At 36.7% G+C, this 15,876-nt stretch carries 8 protein-coding genes and 1 pseudogene; 8 read left to right on the top strand and 1 reads right to left on the bottom strand.

Features of this window, described 5'->3' with window-relative positions:
* Positions 1-51: 51 nt before the first annotated feature.
* The 4 genes from G6W45_RS05005 to rlmN are packed head-to-tail and all read left to right on the top strand — an operon-like array spanning position 52 to position 5,901.
* Entirely contained in the window at positions 52-3,336 is a 3,285-nt protein-coding gene (locus tag G6W45_RS05005) for a DEAD/DEAH box helicase (protein ID WP_194167730.1), read from the top strand.
* The gene (hisF, locus tag G6W45_RS05000; protein ID WP_084041963.1) at positions 3,333-4,088 is read left to right on the top strand and encodes an imidazole glycerol phosphate synthase subunit HisF; all 756 of its coding nucleotides are present in this window, start codon (positions 3,333-3,335) and stop codon (positions 4,086-4,088) included. Before G6W45_RS05005 ends, hisF begins: the two co-directional genes overlap by 4 nt.
* Positions 4,088-4,768 (top strand): purine-nucleoside phosphorylase, encoded by a 681-nt coding sequence (locus G6W45_RS04995; RefSeq protein ID WP_194167729.1) that lies wholly within the window; start codon positions 4,088-4,090, stop codon positions 4,766-4,768. The genes hisF and G6W45_RS04995 overlap by 1 nt, the downstream gene beginning before the upstream one ends.
* Entirely contained in the window at positions 4,765-5,901 is a 1,137-nt protein-coding gene (gene rlmN, locus G6W45_RS04990) for a dual-specificity RNA methyltransferase RlmN (RefSeq protein WP_194167728.1), read from the top strand. The genes G6W45_RS04995 and rlmN overlap by 4 nt, the downstream gene beginning before the upstream one ends.
* Before the next feature lie 271 nt (positions 5,902-6,172).
* Here the strand turns inward: rlmN and G6W45_RS04985 are convergent, their stop codons facing one another.
* On the bottom strand, positions 6,173-7,087 hold the full coding sequence (locus tag G6W45_RS04985) for a pseudouridine synthase family protein (RefSeq protein ID WP_194167727.1): 915 nt from the start codon (positions 7,085-7,087) through the stop codon (positions 6,173-6,175).
* A gap of 185 nt (positions 7,088-7,272) precedes the next feature.
* On the opposite strand from G6W45_RS04985, the gene purB reads away from it, so the two are divergent.
* The 4 genes and pseudogenes from purB to G6W45_RS04965 all read left to right on the top strand — a co-directional run bounded on the left by purB (position 7,273) and on the right by G6W45_RS04965 (position 15,793).
* The gene (gene purB / locus G6W45_RS04980) at positions 7,273-8,604 is read left to right on the top strand and encodes an adenylosuccinate lyase (RefSeq protein ID WP_021091911.1); all 1,332 of its coding nucleotides are present in this window, start codon (positions 7,273-7,275) and stop codon (positions 8,602-8,604) included.
* A 218-nt stretch (positions 8,605-8,822) separates the two neighbouring features.
* The gene (locus G6W45_RS04975; RefSeq protein WP_194167726.1) at positions 8,823-11,198 is read left to right on the top strand and encodes a ribonucleoside-diphosphate reductase subunit alpha; all 2,376 of its coding nucleotides are present in this window, start codon (positions 8,823-8,825) and stop codon (positions 11,196-11,198) included.
* A gap of 19 nt (positions 11,199-11,217) precedes the next feature.
* Entirely contained in the window at positions 11,218-13,011 is a 1,794-nt protein-coding gene (locus G6W45_RS04970; RefSeq protein WP_194167725.1) for an ATP-dependent nuclease, read from the top strand.
* Between the two features lie 499 nt (positions 13,012-13,510).
* Positions 13,511-15,793 (top strand): annotated as a pseudogene (locus G6W45_RS04965) (ribonucleoside triphosphate reductase).
* The last annotated feature ends 83 nt before the right edge of the window (positions 15,794-15,876 follow it).

Here is a 15,876-nt window from a genome sequence, read left to right as displayed (position 1 = left end):
ATATATAAAATGGATTATAATCACTAAATAACAACAAAATAAGGCGCAAATTTGAGTAGGGCAAATACCTTAAAATACTTTTTATTATCACAATATTTAGAGCCAAAAACCTTAGACGAGCCAAAAAAGACAAATAGCAAATTTAAAAAATCAATGGACCTTGAGATCGCAAATTTCGATGAGAAATTTATGCAAATTTTAAGAGCATTTGACAGATCACTTTTAAAAAATGGTATAGAAATTTCAATTTATGGTGGTATTTTTGAGACTGACTTGCTTGCCATTTATATCTCAAAGCTGGCAAAGGTGAAATTTGAAAAAGAGCAAATTTTAGATGAGCTACGATCTGAGCAAACGAGCTTTGAAAAGGCATTTTGTTATAAGCTTAAACTCTCTGGCGACCTAGTATTTTGCAAAAATGAGCAAAGTTTTGCTTTAAAAGATGTAAATTTAGATGATGATTTAACTCCATTTTTTACACCAAACTCATCTGATGATCTTTTCATCTCAACAGCTCCTTGGGCAATGGCTCGTCTAAATCATCTAAAAGAGATAAGCCAAAGTGATTTTAGTAAAGAGTGTGAGCGCATAAAAGACAAGCTATCTATCTATAAAGAAAAAATGGAATTTGGCAAATATATAAAGCTTATAAACGATGAGCTAAAAAGTGCACTTAAAACACCATTTTGTAATGATTTCTTAAGGCTTGAAGTAAAGATCATAAATCCAAATTTTAAAGAAAATGATAGCCTTTTAAATAGCTTTTTTATAGATGATATAAATTTGCTTATAAAATTTTACGAGTCAGGTAGGACGCACGAGCTAACGGATCAGTTTTTGGACGAGGACAGTGAGAATAAATTCGAAAGACTTGATGTAAGAGATGAGCAAAATAAAAGGCTTGTTAGAGATTTTTTTAAAGCAGAAGAGTATCCAAGATCGGCCTTTGCTAGCGACTTTGCTTTAAATTTCTCGCAGCAAATTGCTGTTAATAACATCATTAAAAAATTTAAAGAAAAAAGTGGTGGGATTTATAGTGTAAATGGCGCTCCAGGCACTGGCAAAACAACGCTTTTAAAAGACGTAATGGCTGAAATTGTTACGCTTAGAGCGATGAAGCTCGCACAAATGAGCAGACATGATATCTTTACTCCAGTTCGAGATAGTAGCGATAAGGTGCTTTATTTTACTCTAAATAAAGAACTTCAGGGCTATGAGATGGTTGTTAGCTCTTGTAATAACGGTGCGGTTGAAATTTTAAGTAAAGAGCTTAGCCAACTAAAAAGCATCGGTAGTTATGCAGGTGAGATTGATTATTTTAAATTTATAGCTACAAGGCTTTTCTCGGCTGATGAAAAGACAAATTTTGACGAAAAATCTTTTATCTCAAAACCTGCATGGGGGCTTTTTTGCATACCTCTTGGCTCAAAGCAAAATAAGTCAAATTTTGTTTTTAACGCGATTAATGGTGTAAAGATCGAAAAAACGCATAGTCAATTTGAAGATATTTCAAAAGAATTTAAAGAATTTATAGAACAAGATGGCTTTTTAATGGGACTTGGCAAGTATTTGGCTACTGGCGAAGGAATTGATGATTATGACGAGGCAAAGGAGAAATTTAATCAAGCCCTACATGAAGTAAATCTACTTTTTAGTGAGATCAGGATCAAAGAAGAGGAGCTAAAAAGTATAAATAGTGAGCTTATAAATATCGATAAAAGACTTGATAACTATAATTCAGCAAAGCAAATAGAAGAGCTTTTAAAGCCACTAATAGATGAGCTAGATTTGAGCAAAAATGAGCTAGAACAAAAGGTGGCTGAAGCTAACGAGCTAACAAAGCTTATTGGTCAAAATGAAATTTTACAAGAGTATCTGAGTACGCCTATAAAGCCATCTTTTTTTATTTTCCAGCAAATTTTAAGGACGCAAGCTTTTGAAAAATATAACAATGAAGCGCAAAAAGTTAGTGAGATAAATCGCCAAATAGCTGAGCAAAATTTGAAAGCAAGTAAGCAAAATAGTGAAAATAAAGAGAAGAGTGAAGCAAAAATAAACGAACTAAAAGTTCAAATATCTCAGCTTGAAGAGAAAATTTTGGAACTTAACACCAAGATAGATCATCTCAATAAGCTTAATGATGACTTTATTAGACGTCAAAAATTAATTGGTAGAAGTGAAGAGCTTGATAGCTTTTTAAATGGTAGTTTTAATCAGAGTAATGAAGAAATGCAAAAGAGTATGCCATTTATGATGGAGTGTGATCTTGATGATAAATTTCATAAGACAAAGCTTTTTAACGCAAGAATCAAGCTTTTTAAAGAGGCACTTAATCTGCATAAGGCTACTATCTTTGCTTGCAAAGAAGCTGTTAGAACAAATTTACGAGCTCTTAGCGTTGTATTTAATGATGAAAAAATGGCTGAGAAAAATGGGCTTGAGGCCAAAGATAGGCGTGAGATAATAAAAGGATTGTTTCTACTAACGCCAGTTGTTAGTTCTACTTTTGCATCTTTTAATAATAGCTTTAAAGAGCTACTAAATGGCGATATAGGTTTGCTTTTAATAGATGAAGCAGGGCAGGCAAATTTAACTAACGCATTAGGTGCACTGCTTCGTTCAAACATGGCTGTTGTAGTTGGCGATCCACTTCAACTTGAGCCTGTTGTAACATTGCCACCAGCTTTAAATAACGCTATTTTACGCTACTGTGATGCAAAGGATGAGTTTAATCTACTAAAATCATCAGTTCAACTTCGAGCCGATAAAGTACAAAATATTGGTACATGTATAAAAGGAGAGGGTAAGTCCATTTGGGTTGGTTCGCCACTTATCGTTCATAGAAGGTGCGCTAACCCTATGTTTAAAATTTCAAACGAGACAACATATGATGATATGATGATACTTGGTAGAGGTAGTGAAAGTAAACTTAGTGATTCTAACATCAAAACAGAATGGATTGACGTTAGTAGTGATGAATGGATAGGTAATTATAATAAAGCCGAAGGTATGATCGTTAAAGAGCTTTTAGATGGTAAGTTAGCCAAGCTAAAAGATAGTGTTAAAATAATAACACCTTTTAAAGATGTTTGTAAAAATTTAAAAGGGGCTGGTACCATTCACACCATGCAAGGCAAAGAAGCTGATGTTGTTATCTTTGTTCTTGGCGGTGCCACAAAAGGCGCTAGAGCATGGGCTGCTAGTACGCCAAATTTACTAAATGTAGCACTAACAAGAGCAAAAGAGGTTGTTTATATAGTTGGCAACCGAGAAAATTGGTCTAATTTGCCATATTTTGAGGTAGCGGCTAGAAAAATAGATAAAGGACAGATTTGAATCATTTTGCAAAACGTATAATCCCATGCCTTGATGTAAAAGATGGCAGAGTCGTAAAAGGCGTAAATTTCGTAGGGCTTGTCGATGCTGGAGATCCTGTCGAGATAGCTAAAAGATACAATGACGAGGGCGCTGATGAGCTTTGCTTTTTGGATATCACTGCCTCTCATCTTGGGCGTGATACGATAGTTGATGTCGTAAAAAAGGTCGCAAGTAAGCTTTTTATTCCACTAACAGTTGGTGGCGGTATACGCACGTTAGATGATATATCACGCCTTTTAAATGCTGGCTGTGATAAAGTAAGCTTAAATTCATCAGCCATACAAGATCCAAATTTGATTGACGAAGCAGCTAAGAAATTTGGCTCGCAATGTGTTGTAGTAGCGATCGATGCCAAGAAGATCGAAAATGGTTATAGTGTTTTTATAAATGGTGGTAGGATCGATACCAAAAAAGATGCCTTTTCTTGGGCAAAAGAGGTCGAGTCGCGTGGAGCAGGTGAGATATTGCTAACCTCTATGGATAACGATGGTGTCAAACTAGGCTTTAATCTTGAGCTAACAAAGATATTTAGTACGCTTTCTATACCGACTATTGCAAGCGGCGGAGCTGGTAAGATGGAGCACTTTAAAGAGGCTTTTGAAGCCGGGGCTGATGCGTGTTTAGCTGCTTCGATATTTCACTTTGGCGAAATCGAGATAAAAAAACTAAAAGAGTATCTCAAGGCAAATGGCGTTGAGGTTAGGCTCTGATGTTGATTGTCTCTGCTGGAAAAAACGAAATTTTTGACTTTGCTTTGCCAATGGGTGTGGGGCTAGTTGATATGGCAATAAGTTTGACAAAATTTTTGCAGAAACGAGCATGTATTGGAGCGGATGAAAAGGGTATAAATTTAAAAAATATCGATCCGCACTATCTTGCAAAGATTGAAGCTAAATTTGCAAACTCATCAAATCCAGAGCTACAAAATCTAAGCCAAAATTTGTCAAAAAATCCTGAACGAAATTTGTATCAGATGCCAGAAAAAATAGTTTTCGTTGGCTCGGCAGGTCTTTATAAAGATGGTGAAATTTTACAAATTTATGAAAGCTCGGTTGGGGCAAATATTGAAATTTCTAGCGTAGAAAATAGATCTTATTCACCAATTGAGTGTGAAATTTCTTCTATCGTTTCACGTGGAACTATCAAAATAAATTCGTCAAATTTCATAACGACAGACAAAAATTTGGCTCATAAGATATTTGAAAAAGGCTATTTTTTAGAAAATATGGAGTTTTTTTCTGTTCTAAAAGTAGCTCAAATTTTTAAAATTCCAGCTTATGGAATTTTCGTAGCGACAAATTTTTGTAATAAAGATGCACATGCTGATTTTGTAAAAAATCACGCAGAGGCCAAGAAAATTCTAACAAAATATATAAAGGAAAATATGTGATAAATTTGCTTGATTTTAGTATTGATGAGCTAAAAGAGTTAGTTTCTCCACCATTTAGAGCAACACAAATCTACGAGTGGATATATAAGAAAAATGCAACCGATTTTAGCCAAATGCTAAATTTGCCTAAAGATATGCGTCAAGATCTGGCTGAAAAATTTTATATCGATCCTTTAAAATGTGTAAAATTTGAGCAAAGTAGCGACGGCTCTATCAAGTATCTTCTTGAGCTAAAAGATGGGCTAAAGATAGAGAGTGTTTTGCTGCCGATGAAAGAGGAGATTAGTGATGAGAATGGAAAGGTCAGTCGCCATGCTCGTTATACGGTTTGTGTTAGTTCACAGGTTGGCTGTAAAATGGGATGTGCTTTTTGTCTAACAGCAAAAGGCGGGCTTGTCAGAAATTTGACTGCAGGCGAGATCGTAGGGCAAATTTTATGGATAAAAAGAGAGAATAACATACCATACGAGAGGCGTATAAATGTCGTTTATATGGGTATGGGTGAGCCACTTGATAATCTTACTAATGTTAGTAAAGCTATCAAAATTTTAGCTCTTAACGAGGGTCTAGCCATATCGCCACGTCGTCAAACCGTTTCAACTAGTGGCCTTGGTAGCCAGATAAAAAAGCTTGGTGAGATGGATCTTGGTGTGTTATTGGCCATATCGCTTCATGCTGTTACTAATGAGCTTAGAAGCCGCCTAATGCCGATAAATAAGGCATATAACATCGAGGCTGTTATGGATGCTGTTAGGGGATTTCCTATCGATATGCGAAAGCGTGTAATGTTTGAATACCTTGTTATCAAGGATTTAAACGATAGCGTGAGCGATGCTAAAAAGTTAGTAAAATTACTTCATGGCATAAAAGCGAAGGTAAATCTTATATATTTTAACCCACATGAGGGCAGTGAATTTGGACGACCTGAGCTTACTAACATGCTAAAATTTCAAGAATATCTAAGAGACCACGGTGTTACTTGTACGATCAGACAGAGTAAAGGACTTGATATAAGTGCAGCTTGTGGACAGTTAAAACAACGCAATGAAAATGCAAAATTTAAAGCTATTGCTAGTGATAAAAATTCAAAAACACAGTCGCTTGAAGATAATAGTAAAGCCAGTGTGAATTAGAATGAGTGCACTTGATATAGCCGAAATAGTCTTTATTGCTGTTGCGGTTTTACTTGGATTAGGGCTTATTTTAAAAGTTTTAAAAGATGAAAAAGATAGGCATAAATTCTAATCCTTAATATTAAGAAAAAATCTAGTTCTCATAAAGAAATAAAGTGGAGCATTAATTACATAAACTACAAAATTATCATTGTGGTATCTAAAAGTGATAAACTTTGACAAAAGCAGGTAAAGGTTTATGAGAAATAGAAATTTATTAAAAAATTTTAGACTAAAGTAAACCTTCTTTTGCAAATCTATAAAACTCGCTTTCAGAGTCAAATTTACTTTTTATGTTATAAAAAATTTTATCAAATTTAAAAGAAATTTCATCCGAGTGAAGCAAGAGCCTTTTTGCTCCAGTTAAATTTATCCGTTCACGCTCGCTCATCTCTTTATCTAAAATTTTCTCTATCTGCAGGCGTGACAAACCATAAAGTGGTTCACCAAGTATCTTGTGTTTCACATGAAACAAATGTAAGCGAATTTGATGCTGCCTGCCAGTGAGAGGAATAGCCCGAAGTAAAGTCGTATCGATATCGTCAAAATATCTGATCGGCAAAATTTTAGTCACAGCACTCTTGCCATTTTCACAAATTTGCATCCGCATTTTCACATCGTCGTAGTTATTTGCTAGATTCATTTTGGCATCGATCGTAAATTCTCGCTCGATCTTACCTTGTACCATCGCAACGTAGCTTTTAAAAACCTCTCTATTTTCAAAAATTTTCTTTAGTTTAATCGTAGAATTTCTATCTTTTCCAACAACTATTACGCCGCTTGTTTCAAAGTCCAGCCTATGTGCCACGCTCGCATCTCGTCCAAAAAGCGTATAAATTTCATCATTTAGCGAGTACTCACAGTGTCTGCCATTTGGGTGACTCAGCACTCCACTTGGCTTGTCAAATACCGCAAAGCTCTCACACTCAAAGATCGGCTTAAGTCCCTTTGGCTCCGCCTCATAGTCGATCAAAAAAATATCGCCACACAAAATGGCATTTTTCTCACTCACGACACTACCGCCACATATCAGCCTACCTTTATCTATGAGGCGTTGCGCTTCTCTCATGCTAAAGCCAGTTTTTATTAAAATTTCATACGCTTTTTGTTTGTTTGTAGTGGCAATAAATTTATTTACGTAGGGCAAAGGTAATCCTTTTAAAAATGAGTAAGCTATCTTAAGCACAAATTTATAAGCATATAACCGACATTTCAGCACGGATTTTATATAATCCAAACTTAAATTTTATAAAATTATACTATGTGATTTTTAGCTTTCAAGGCTAAAATTTACTTTTATGATAAGAAAAACTAATACAAAAAGGTTCAACAATGGTCGAAAGATACTCGCGTAAAGAGATGGCTGAAAAGTGGAGTATACAAGCAAAGTATGACGCTTGGCTCAAGGTAGAAAAAGCTGCTGTTAAAGCTTGGAATAAGCTTGGCTTCATAAGCGACAGCGACTGCGAGAAAATTTGCAAAAACGCTAATTTTGAAGTGGCTCGCATCGACGAGATAGAAAAGACAACAAAACACGACGTGATCGCATTTTTAACAAGCGTCAGCGAGAGCCTTGGCGATGAGAGTAGATTCGTGCATTATGGCATGACCTCAAGCGACTGCATTGACACAGCCGTCGCACTTCAGATGAAAGAGAGCCTAGAGCTCATCATCAGCGACGTAGAGGAATTTATGCAGGCGGTCAAAAACAGAGCGATCGAGCACAAGCACACGCTTATGGTCGGTAGAAGTCACGGCATCCACGGCGAGCCGATAACTTTTGGCCTTGTGCTTGCTATCTGGTACGACGAGATTGCAAGGGCGCTAAAGCTCATCAAAGATGCAAAAGATACAATCAGCTACGGTAAGCTCTCAGGTGCTATGGGAAATTTAGCCCACGCTCCGATGGAATTTGAAGAGCTAACATGCGAGGAGCTAGGTCTTAAAGCTGCCCCAGCATCAAACCAAGTGATCCAGCGCGACCGCTATGCCCATGTGGTAAGCGCCATCGCAGTTTTAGCCTCTACTTGTGAGAAGATCGCAGTTGCCATTAGACACTACCAAAGGACGGAGGTTTATGAGGCAGAGGAGTACTTTAGCCCAGGACAAAAGGGCTCAAGCGCGATGCCACACAAACGTAATCCAGTCCTTAGCGAAAACATTACCGGCCTTTGCAGAGTGCTACGCTCATACGTTACGCCAGCACTTGAAAACGTCGCCCTTTGGCACGAGCGCGACATCAGCCACAGCTCGGTTGAGAGATTTATCCTTCCAGATATGTTTATCACGGCTGATTTTATGCTGGTTCGCATCAAAAATTTGATAGCAAATTTAGTCGTCTATCCAGAAAATATGATGAAAAATTTAAATTTAACAGGCGGCTTAGTCTTTTCACAGCGCGTGCTTTTACAACTGCCTCAGCGTGGAATTTCTAGAGAGGACGCCTACAAGATCGTTCAGCGCAATGCTATGAAGGTCTGGGCAGACTTGCAAGAGGGCAAAAAAGCGATCGATGAGCAAGGCCACAGCCTATTTTTACAAAATTTGCTAAACGACGAGGACCTAACTAAAAGCCTTAGCAAAGATGAGATCAAAGAGTGCTTTGACTACAACTACTACACTAAAAATGTAGATAGAATTTTTGCCAGAGTTTTTGGCAAGTAAATTTAAATGCAAGAAGCAAATTTATGCTTCTTGCTTCAAGACATCGCTTCAAAAATTTTTACAATCATTTTAAAATAAGATCAAATTTTTTAATTTTTTAAAAATAAAATATTATTTCTTGAGTTAAATTTTATATTTAAAAGCACTTTTTAACAAAGAGAGTTTTTATCTCCTTTTGGATAAAATCCCAAATTAAAATTTAACATGGAGAGATATTTTTGAAAGTTATAAAACGTAATGGCAGAACAGAAGAGCTTGATATAAGTAAGATCAAAAAATATACAAATGAAGCAGTTCTTGGACTGAGCAATGTAAGCCTTAGCGAGCTTGAGGTAGATGCGAAAATCCAGTTTAGGGACATGATCACGACTGAGGAAATTCAGCAGACTCTTATAAAAACAGCAGTTGATAAGATCGACATCGACCGCCCAAACTGGACATTTGTCGCTGCGAGGCTATTTTTGTTCGACCTTTATCACAAAGTGACTGGCTTTAACGGCTATAACCACCTAAAAGACTATCTCGCAAAGGGTGAAAAGGTCGGCCGCATCATCCCTGGACTAAAAGAGAAGTACGACCTAGAGGATCTAAACGCCTATATTAAGCCCGAGCGCGACCTTCAGTTTGCATATCTTGGTATCAAGACACTTTATGACCGCTATCTCATCAAAGATAAGAATGGCATGCCAATCGAGCTACCACAGCACATGTTTATGGCTATTGCGATGTTTCTTGCGCAAAACGAGCTAGATAGCCAAGGCTGGGCTAAGAAATTTTACGATCTTATCTCTAAATTTGAAGTGATGCTAGCCACGCCAACGCTCTCAAACGCAAGGACTACACGCCACCAGCTAAGCAGCTGTTACGTAGGTAGCACGCCTGATAATATTGAAGGAATTTTTGATAGCTACAAAGAGATGGCTCTACTTTCAAAATTTGGCGGCGGTATTGGCTGGGATTGGAGCAAGGTGCGTGCGATGGGTGGCAGTATCGACGGACACAAAAACGCAGCTGGCGGTATTATCCCATTTTTAAAAGTAACAAACGACATCGCAGTGGCGGTCGATCAGCTAGGCACTAGAAAGGGCGCGATAGCCGTTTACATCGAGCCTTGGCATATGGACGTGAGCGATTTTCTCGATCTTCGTAAAAACTCAGGCGAAGAGAGACGCCGTGCACACGAGCTTTTCCCTGCGCTTTGGATAAACGACCTATTTATGAAGCGTGTCAAAGAAAATGGCCGCTGGAGCCTCTTTGACCCAGCTCAGGTAAGCGACCTTTGCGACCTTTACGGCGAGGAGTTTGAGAAGAGATATTTAGAGTATGAAAACGACGAAAATATCCAGAAAAACACCATCCTTGCAAAAGAGCTTTGGAAGAAAATTTTAACTAGCTATTTTGAAACGGGCATGCCATTTTTATGCTTCAAAGACAATGCCAACAAAGCAAATCCAAACGACCACGAAGGCATCATCAGAAGCTCAAATTTATGCACCGAAATTTTCCAAAACACAGCGCCAAACTACTATAAGATCAAGATCACTTATGAAGACGGCGGCGAGGAGCTATTTGACGAAGAAGAAGACATCACGGTCGATAGTGGCATAACTAAAAAAGCCAAAAAGCTAAGCGCGCTTGATAGCCTAAAAGGCAAGCAAATTTTCATCGTAGAAAAAGAGAGCATCGAGGGCAAAACGGCAGTTTGCAACCTTGCAAGTATAAATTTAAGCAAGATAAACAGCAAAGAGGACATCGAGCGTGTCGTGCCGATAGCCATTAGGATGCTTGATAACGTTATAGACCTAAATTTCTACCCGCACAAAAAGGTAAAACACACAAACCTAGCTTCTCGCTCGATCGGCCTTGGTGTCATGGGCGAGGCGCAAATGCTAGCTGAGAAAAACGTAAAATGGGGCAGCTATGAGCATTTGGCGCTCATTGATAGCATAATGGAAAACATAAGCTACAACGCGATCTACGCTAGCTCAAATTTAGCCGTAGAAAAGGGCGTCTATCCAAAATTTGAAGGCTCAAAATGGAGCAAAGGCATCATGCCGATAGACACCGCAAATGAGAATGCAAAAGCTCTTTTAAACGACAAAGGCGGGCTATTTGACGAAAATGTCTGCGACTGGGATAAGCTAAGAGAAAAGGTTAAGCGTGACGGCATGAGAAACGGCTACCTAATGGCGATCGCTCCAACTAGCTCGATCTCGATCCTTGTTGGCACTACTCAGACCATCGAGCCAGTCTATAAACGCAAGTGGTTTGAGCACAACCTAAGCGGTATGATCCCAAATGTCGTGCCAAATTTAAGCCCTGATACTTGGCAGTTTTACACGCCAGCTTACGAGCTTGATCAAAGAATTCTTATAAAAGCAGGCGCTATCCGCCAAAAATGGATCGACCAAGGTCAAAGCTTAAATATCTTTATGAGCTTAGACAAAGCAAGCGGCGGATATCTAAGTGAAATTTACACACTTGCATGGGAGCTTGGACTAAAATCAACTTACTATTTACGCTCAGAGTCGCCTGATAGTGAAAAACTAAACGACGTAGCTGACCGCTCGATAGAATGTGAAGGTTGTCAGTAAAAAGCAAAAGGATTAATATATGAAACTAGATAGATTTGAAATAAAAAATTTTCGTTCTATAGAAGATATAAAGATAAATATCAAAGAAAAAAACGGAAAAAAATGTCTAATCTTAGTAGGCAAAAACGAGGCTGGAAAAAGTAATATATTAAAGGCTATATCTGCGGTATTTAATGGATATAAGGTTAGTATAAAAGACCAAAGAAAAACAGCCTCAGATGATAAATATTACATTCGTGCGATATTTAAGTTGGAAGAGAATGATTTTAATGTGTTAGAAACAGAGTTATTTGAAGAATATAATATAGAAGATACTAACATATTCCAAAATAACTCAAATATTAAAGATTTTATTCAAGATGCTTTTGATGAAATCGTATTAAGATTAGATATAAAAGACAATACGAAACCGCGCTTAACCTATTGGGAACATGAAGAACTAAATGATAAATATAAAGTATCTAACTTATTCTACTATAGTACAGATAATCGACAAATTACAAAATTAGAAGGTGAAAGTAATAGTTCTTTGCTTGAGCCTTTGACATATGATTACATAGAGAGAATTGTGTTTGAAATAATAAAAAATAAAATACACATAGAGGATATTTATAGGCGAGTTGTATTTTGGGAGTATAGCGATAGTCATTTATTACCATCTAACGTAAATATAGAAAACTTTAAAAATAACCCAGACATATGTATGCCTTTAAAAAATATTTTTTATTTAAGCAATATAAAAGATATTCAACAAGATATTGAAAATGCAGCCAAAAAAGATAAAGGACTACATGGCTTTTTAGATAATATATCTAATAAAGCTACAAAAGAATTTAGAAAAATATGGCCTGACTTAAAAAATATAGAGTTTGTTATAACGAAAGATGGTGAAGAGTTTGATATACGAATAAAAGAAAAAGAGTTTTATTCTAATGAGGATAGGAGTGATGGCTTTAAAAGGTTTATAGCGATATTGCTTATACTTTCGATTGAGTCTAGAATGCAAGAAGCCGATAACAGATTAATTTTATTTGACGAACCAGATACTTTTTTATATCCAACTAGTGCGAGATTTTTAAAAGAAGAATTACTAAAAATTTCAGAGAATTCTATTGTAATATATTCTACACATTCTCCTTTTATGATAGATAACGAGTGCATAGAGAGACATCTAGTTATAGAAAGAAAGGATGATATTTCAGAAATAGTCACGCAAGACAAGTCGCCGTTTCAAGAAGACGAACTTTTAAAAAGAGCAATTGGAAGTAATATATTTGAAAGCATACAGTCAAAAAATATTATTTTTGAAGGATATACGGATTATAAAGTGTTTAAAATTGCTTATAAAGACAAAGATTTTAAAGATTGTGGTCTAGTTTATATGGGAGGTATAAAAGAAGTTAATACAATAACCACAATGATGATGCTAACCGGCAAAAAATTCCTTATAGTATCAGACAGTGATGAAACTTCAAAGAACAAAAGAAAAGATTTTGAAAAAGATTTTCCTGATTTAAAAGAAAATTGGCTTGAGTATGATGAAGTTTGCGATAAATCCAATAAAATAAAAACACTTGAAGATTTTTATAAAGTAGATTATTTGTCAGTTAAAATCAAACAGTACAATGAAAACTATGAATACGATAAAAAGAAATCTAGCATTGACAATATAGATAAAGCCGTAAGTCAAGATAAAGAAAAAAGGCAAGAGATAAAAAATGCACTAGCAATTAATGCTAAAAAAGAAAATATAAAAAAAGAATATTTTGACTTTATTAAAAAGATCGAAAATAAACTGGATAGTGAAAAGTAAGATAATAAGTTACTAACCCTGCATCTTTTTATAATTTTAGTAAAAAGACCGCTCTCGCGGTCTTTAAATTTTTCGGCTTACATGCACCCGCAGCCGCAAGCCTCCGCTTGATTTTATCGCATCAAATACTGCGTCGTAGTTTGCCTCATTCACAATTTCGATAACGATTTATTTTTAAAAGTAGTAGGCTGTTATCGTTTATGGTTATTTTATGAAGTTTTTAAATTTTTTAAGACTATTCCTAAATAAGCTTGATCGGTTTGTAAAATTTTAAACAGACTATCTTAAAAACTAAAATTAGAATAATCATTTAAGTAAAATAACCAAATTTTAGTTTTTAATACTTAAAATACGTAGATAAATACTTAAGAAAACTCTATAAAATTTTATATTTTTTGATAAATATTATTAAACAAAATAAAATAGTTGTCTATTGTTTAAGCTTTCTTGTCCTATACTTTAAAACTCCATATTAAAAAACAATCGGAAAGAGCGAGCGATGCGTGAAATTTTAAAACGAGACGGCACAAGGCAAGAATTTGTAGCATACAAGATAGTAGATGCTATAAAAAAGGCATTTGCCAGCGAAAATAAAGCTTATGACGAGCAAGTTTTTACAAATGTAGTCCAAGATATCTTTCAAAAATCAAGTGCGATAACAGTCGAAGACATCCAAGATGCGATAGAAAAAGAGCTATTTGACGGCGGACATTTTGAAGTTTTAAAGAGCTTCATGCTCTACCGCCACACGCATAAGCTTCAACGTGAGCAAATTTTAGGCCTAAATGACGATACAACTTACATAAATTCAACTCAAACGATAAATGAGTATATAAACGGCACCGACTGGAGAATTTCTGCAAACTCAAATACAAGCTACTCAAATGCAGGACTCATCAACAACACCGCCGGTAAAGTCATAGCAAACTACTGGCTAGACGCTGTTTATAGCAAAGAAGAGGGACTTGCTCACAGAAATGGTGACTACCACATCCACGACCTTGACTGCCTTACAGGGTATTGTGCTGGCTGGAGCTTGCGAGCTTTGTTAAACGAGGGCTTTAACGGCGTTCGTGGCAGGGTCGAGAGCAAGGCACCAAAGCACTTTAGAGAAGCACTTTATCAAATGGCAAATTTCTTAGGAATTTTGCAAAGCGAGTGGGCGGGTGCTCAGGCGTTTTCTAGCTTTGATACCTACCTTGCACCTTATGTTTTCAAAGATGATCTAAGCGACGCTGAGATCAAAAAGGCGATCACTAGCTTTATATTTAACCTAAACGTTCCTGCGCGCTGGGGACAAAGTCCATTTACAAACGTAACAATAGATATCACATGCCCAAGCGACCTAAGAGATCAGATCCCAACAAGTGATGATATACATCTCTTTACAAATGTAAAAGATGAAAAAATTTTGAAAAAAGCCAACGAGCGTGGCAGGAAAAATTTGATCGATATGACCTACAAGGACTTCGAGCCTGAAATGGCACGCATAGATAAGGCATTTTACGAGGTTTTAACAGCTGGCGACAAATGCTCGCAGCCTTTCACATTTCCGATACCAACGGTAAATATTACAGAGGATTTTGACTGGGATAGCGAAGTGGCGGATGTACTCTTTGAAAATACTGCCAAAATGGGCTCAAGCTACTTTCAAAACTTCATCGGCTCACAATACACTTACGATGAAAATGGCAACAAGATAGAAAACGAAAAAGCCTACAAACCAGGACATGTTCGCTCTATGTGCTGCCGTTTGCAACTTGATCTAAGAGAGCTTTTAAAACGAGGTGGTGGTCTTTTTGGTAGTGCTGAGATGACAGGCTCTATCGGCGTTGTCACTATAAATTTAGCTCGCCTAGGCTACAACTTCAAAGGCGATAAAGTCGCACTTTATAACAGGCTTAGCTATCTTTTGGAGCTTGCTAAATCGACACTTGAAAAAAAGCGTAAATTTATACAAGAGATGTATGACAGAGGGCTTTATCCTTATACGGCTAGATATCTAAAGCACTTTAATAACCACTTTAGCACGATTGGCATAAATGGCATGAACGAGCTTCTTAGAAATTTCACAAATGATAAAGAGAATATCTCAACAAAATTTGGACGCGATTTTGCTATTGAGATGGTCGAGTTTTTGCGCGACAAGATAAGGACATTTCAAGAAGAAACTGGGAATTTATACAACCTTGAGGCGACTCCAGCTGAGGGCACAACATACCGCTTTGCTAAAGAGGATAAAAAGCGCTATCCAGACATCATCCAAGCAGGTGGGGGAGAGAATATTTACTATACAAACTCAACCCAGCTTCCAGCAAATTTTACAGATGATGCTTACGAGGCACTCGATTTGCAAGATGATCTTCAGACTTCATACACTGGTGGCACAGTATTTCACCTTTATATGAAAGAAAGGATCAGCTCACCTCAAGCTTGCAAGGAGCTTGTAAAGAGCATAATCTCAAATTATAAGCTTCCATATATCACGATAACGCCTGTGTTTAGCGTTTGTTCAAAACATGGCTACATTGCTGGAGAGCATGAATTTTGTCCGCTTTGCGATGCAGAATTAATAGAAAAAGAGAAAAACAATTCCAAATAAGGAGAGGAAATGACAGAAAAAGAAATTTTAGAAAAAGTACAAGATAAACGCACAAAATGCGTAGTCTATACTCGTGTTATGGGTTATCATCGCCCAGTTGAGAGCTTTAACCTTGGTAAAAAAGGTGAGCACAAAGAGCGTATTAAATTTGATGAATACGCAAGTTGCTGCAAAAGATAATTACCGCAGCCAATAAAATATAAAAAACTCAAATAAAAAAGGCACAATCTTCTGTGCCTTTTAAATCTCAAAAGGTCCGTAAA

It is taken from the genome of Campylobacter concisus (genome assembly GCF_015229955.1).
Taxonomy (GTDB): domain Bacteria; phylum Campylobacterota; class Campylobacteria; order Campylobacterales; family Campylobacteraceae; genus Campylobacter_A; species Campylobacter_A concisus_AT.
The sequence above is the reverse complement of the archived record's forward strand: the minus strand, read 5'-3'. Positions and strand labels throughout refer to the sequence as shown.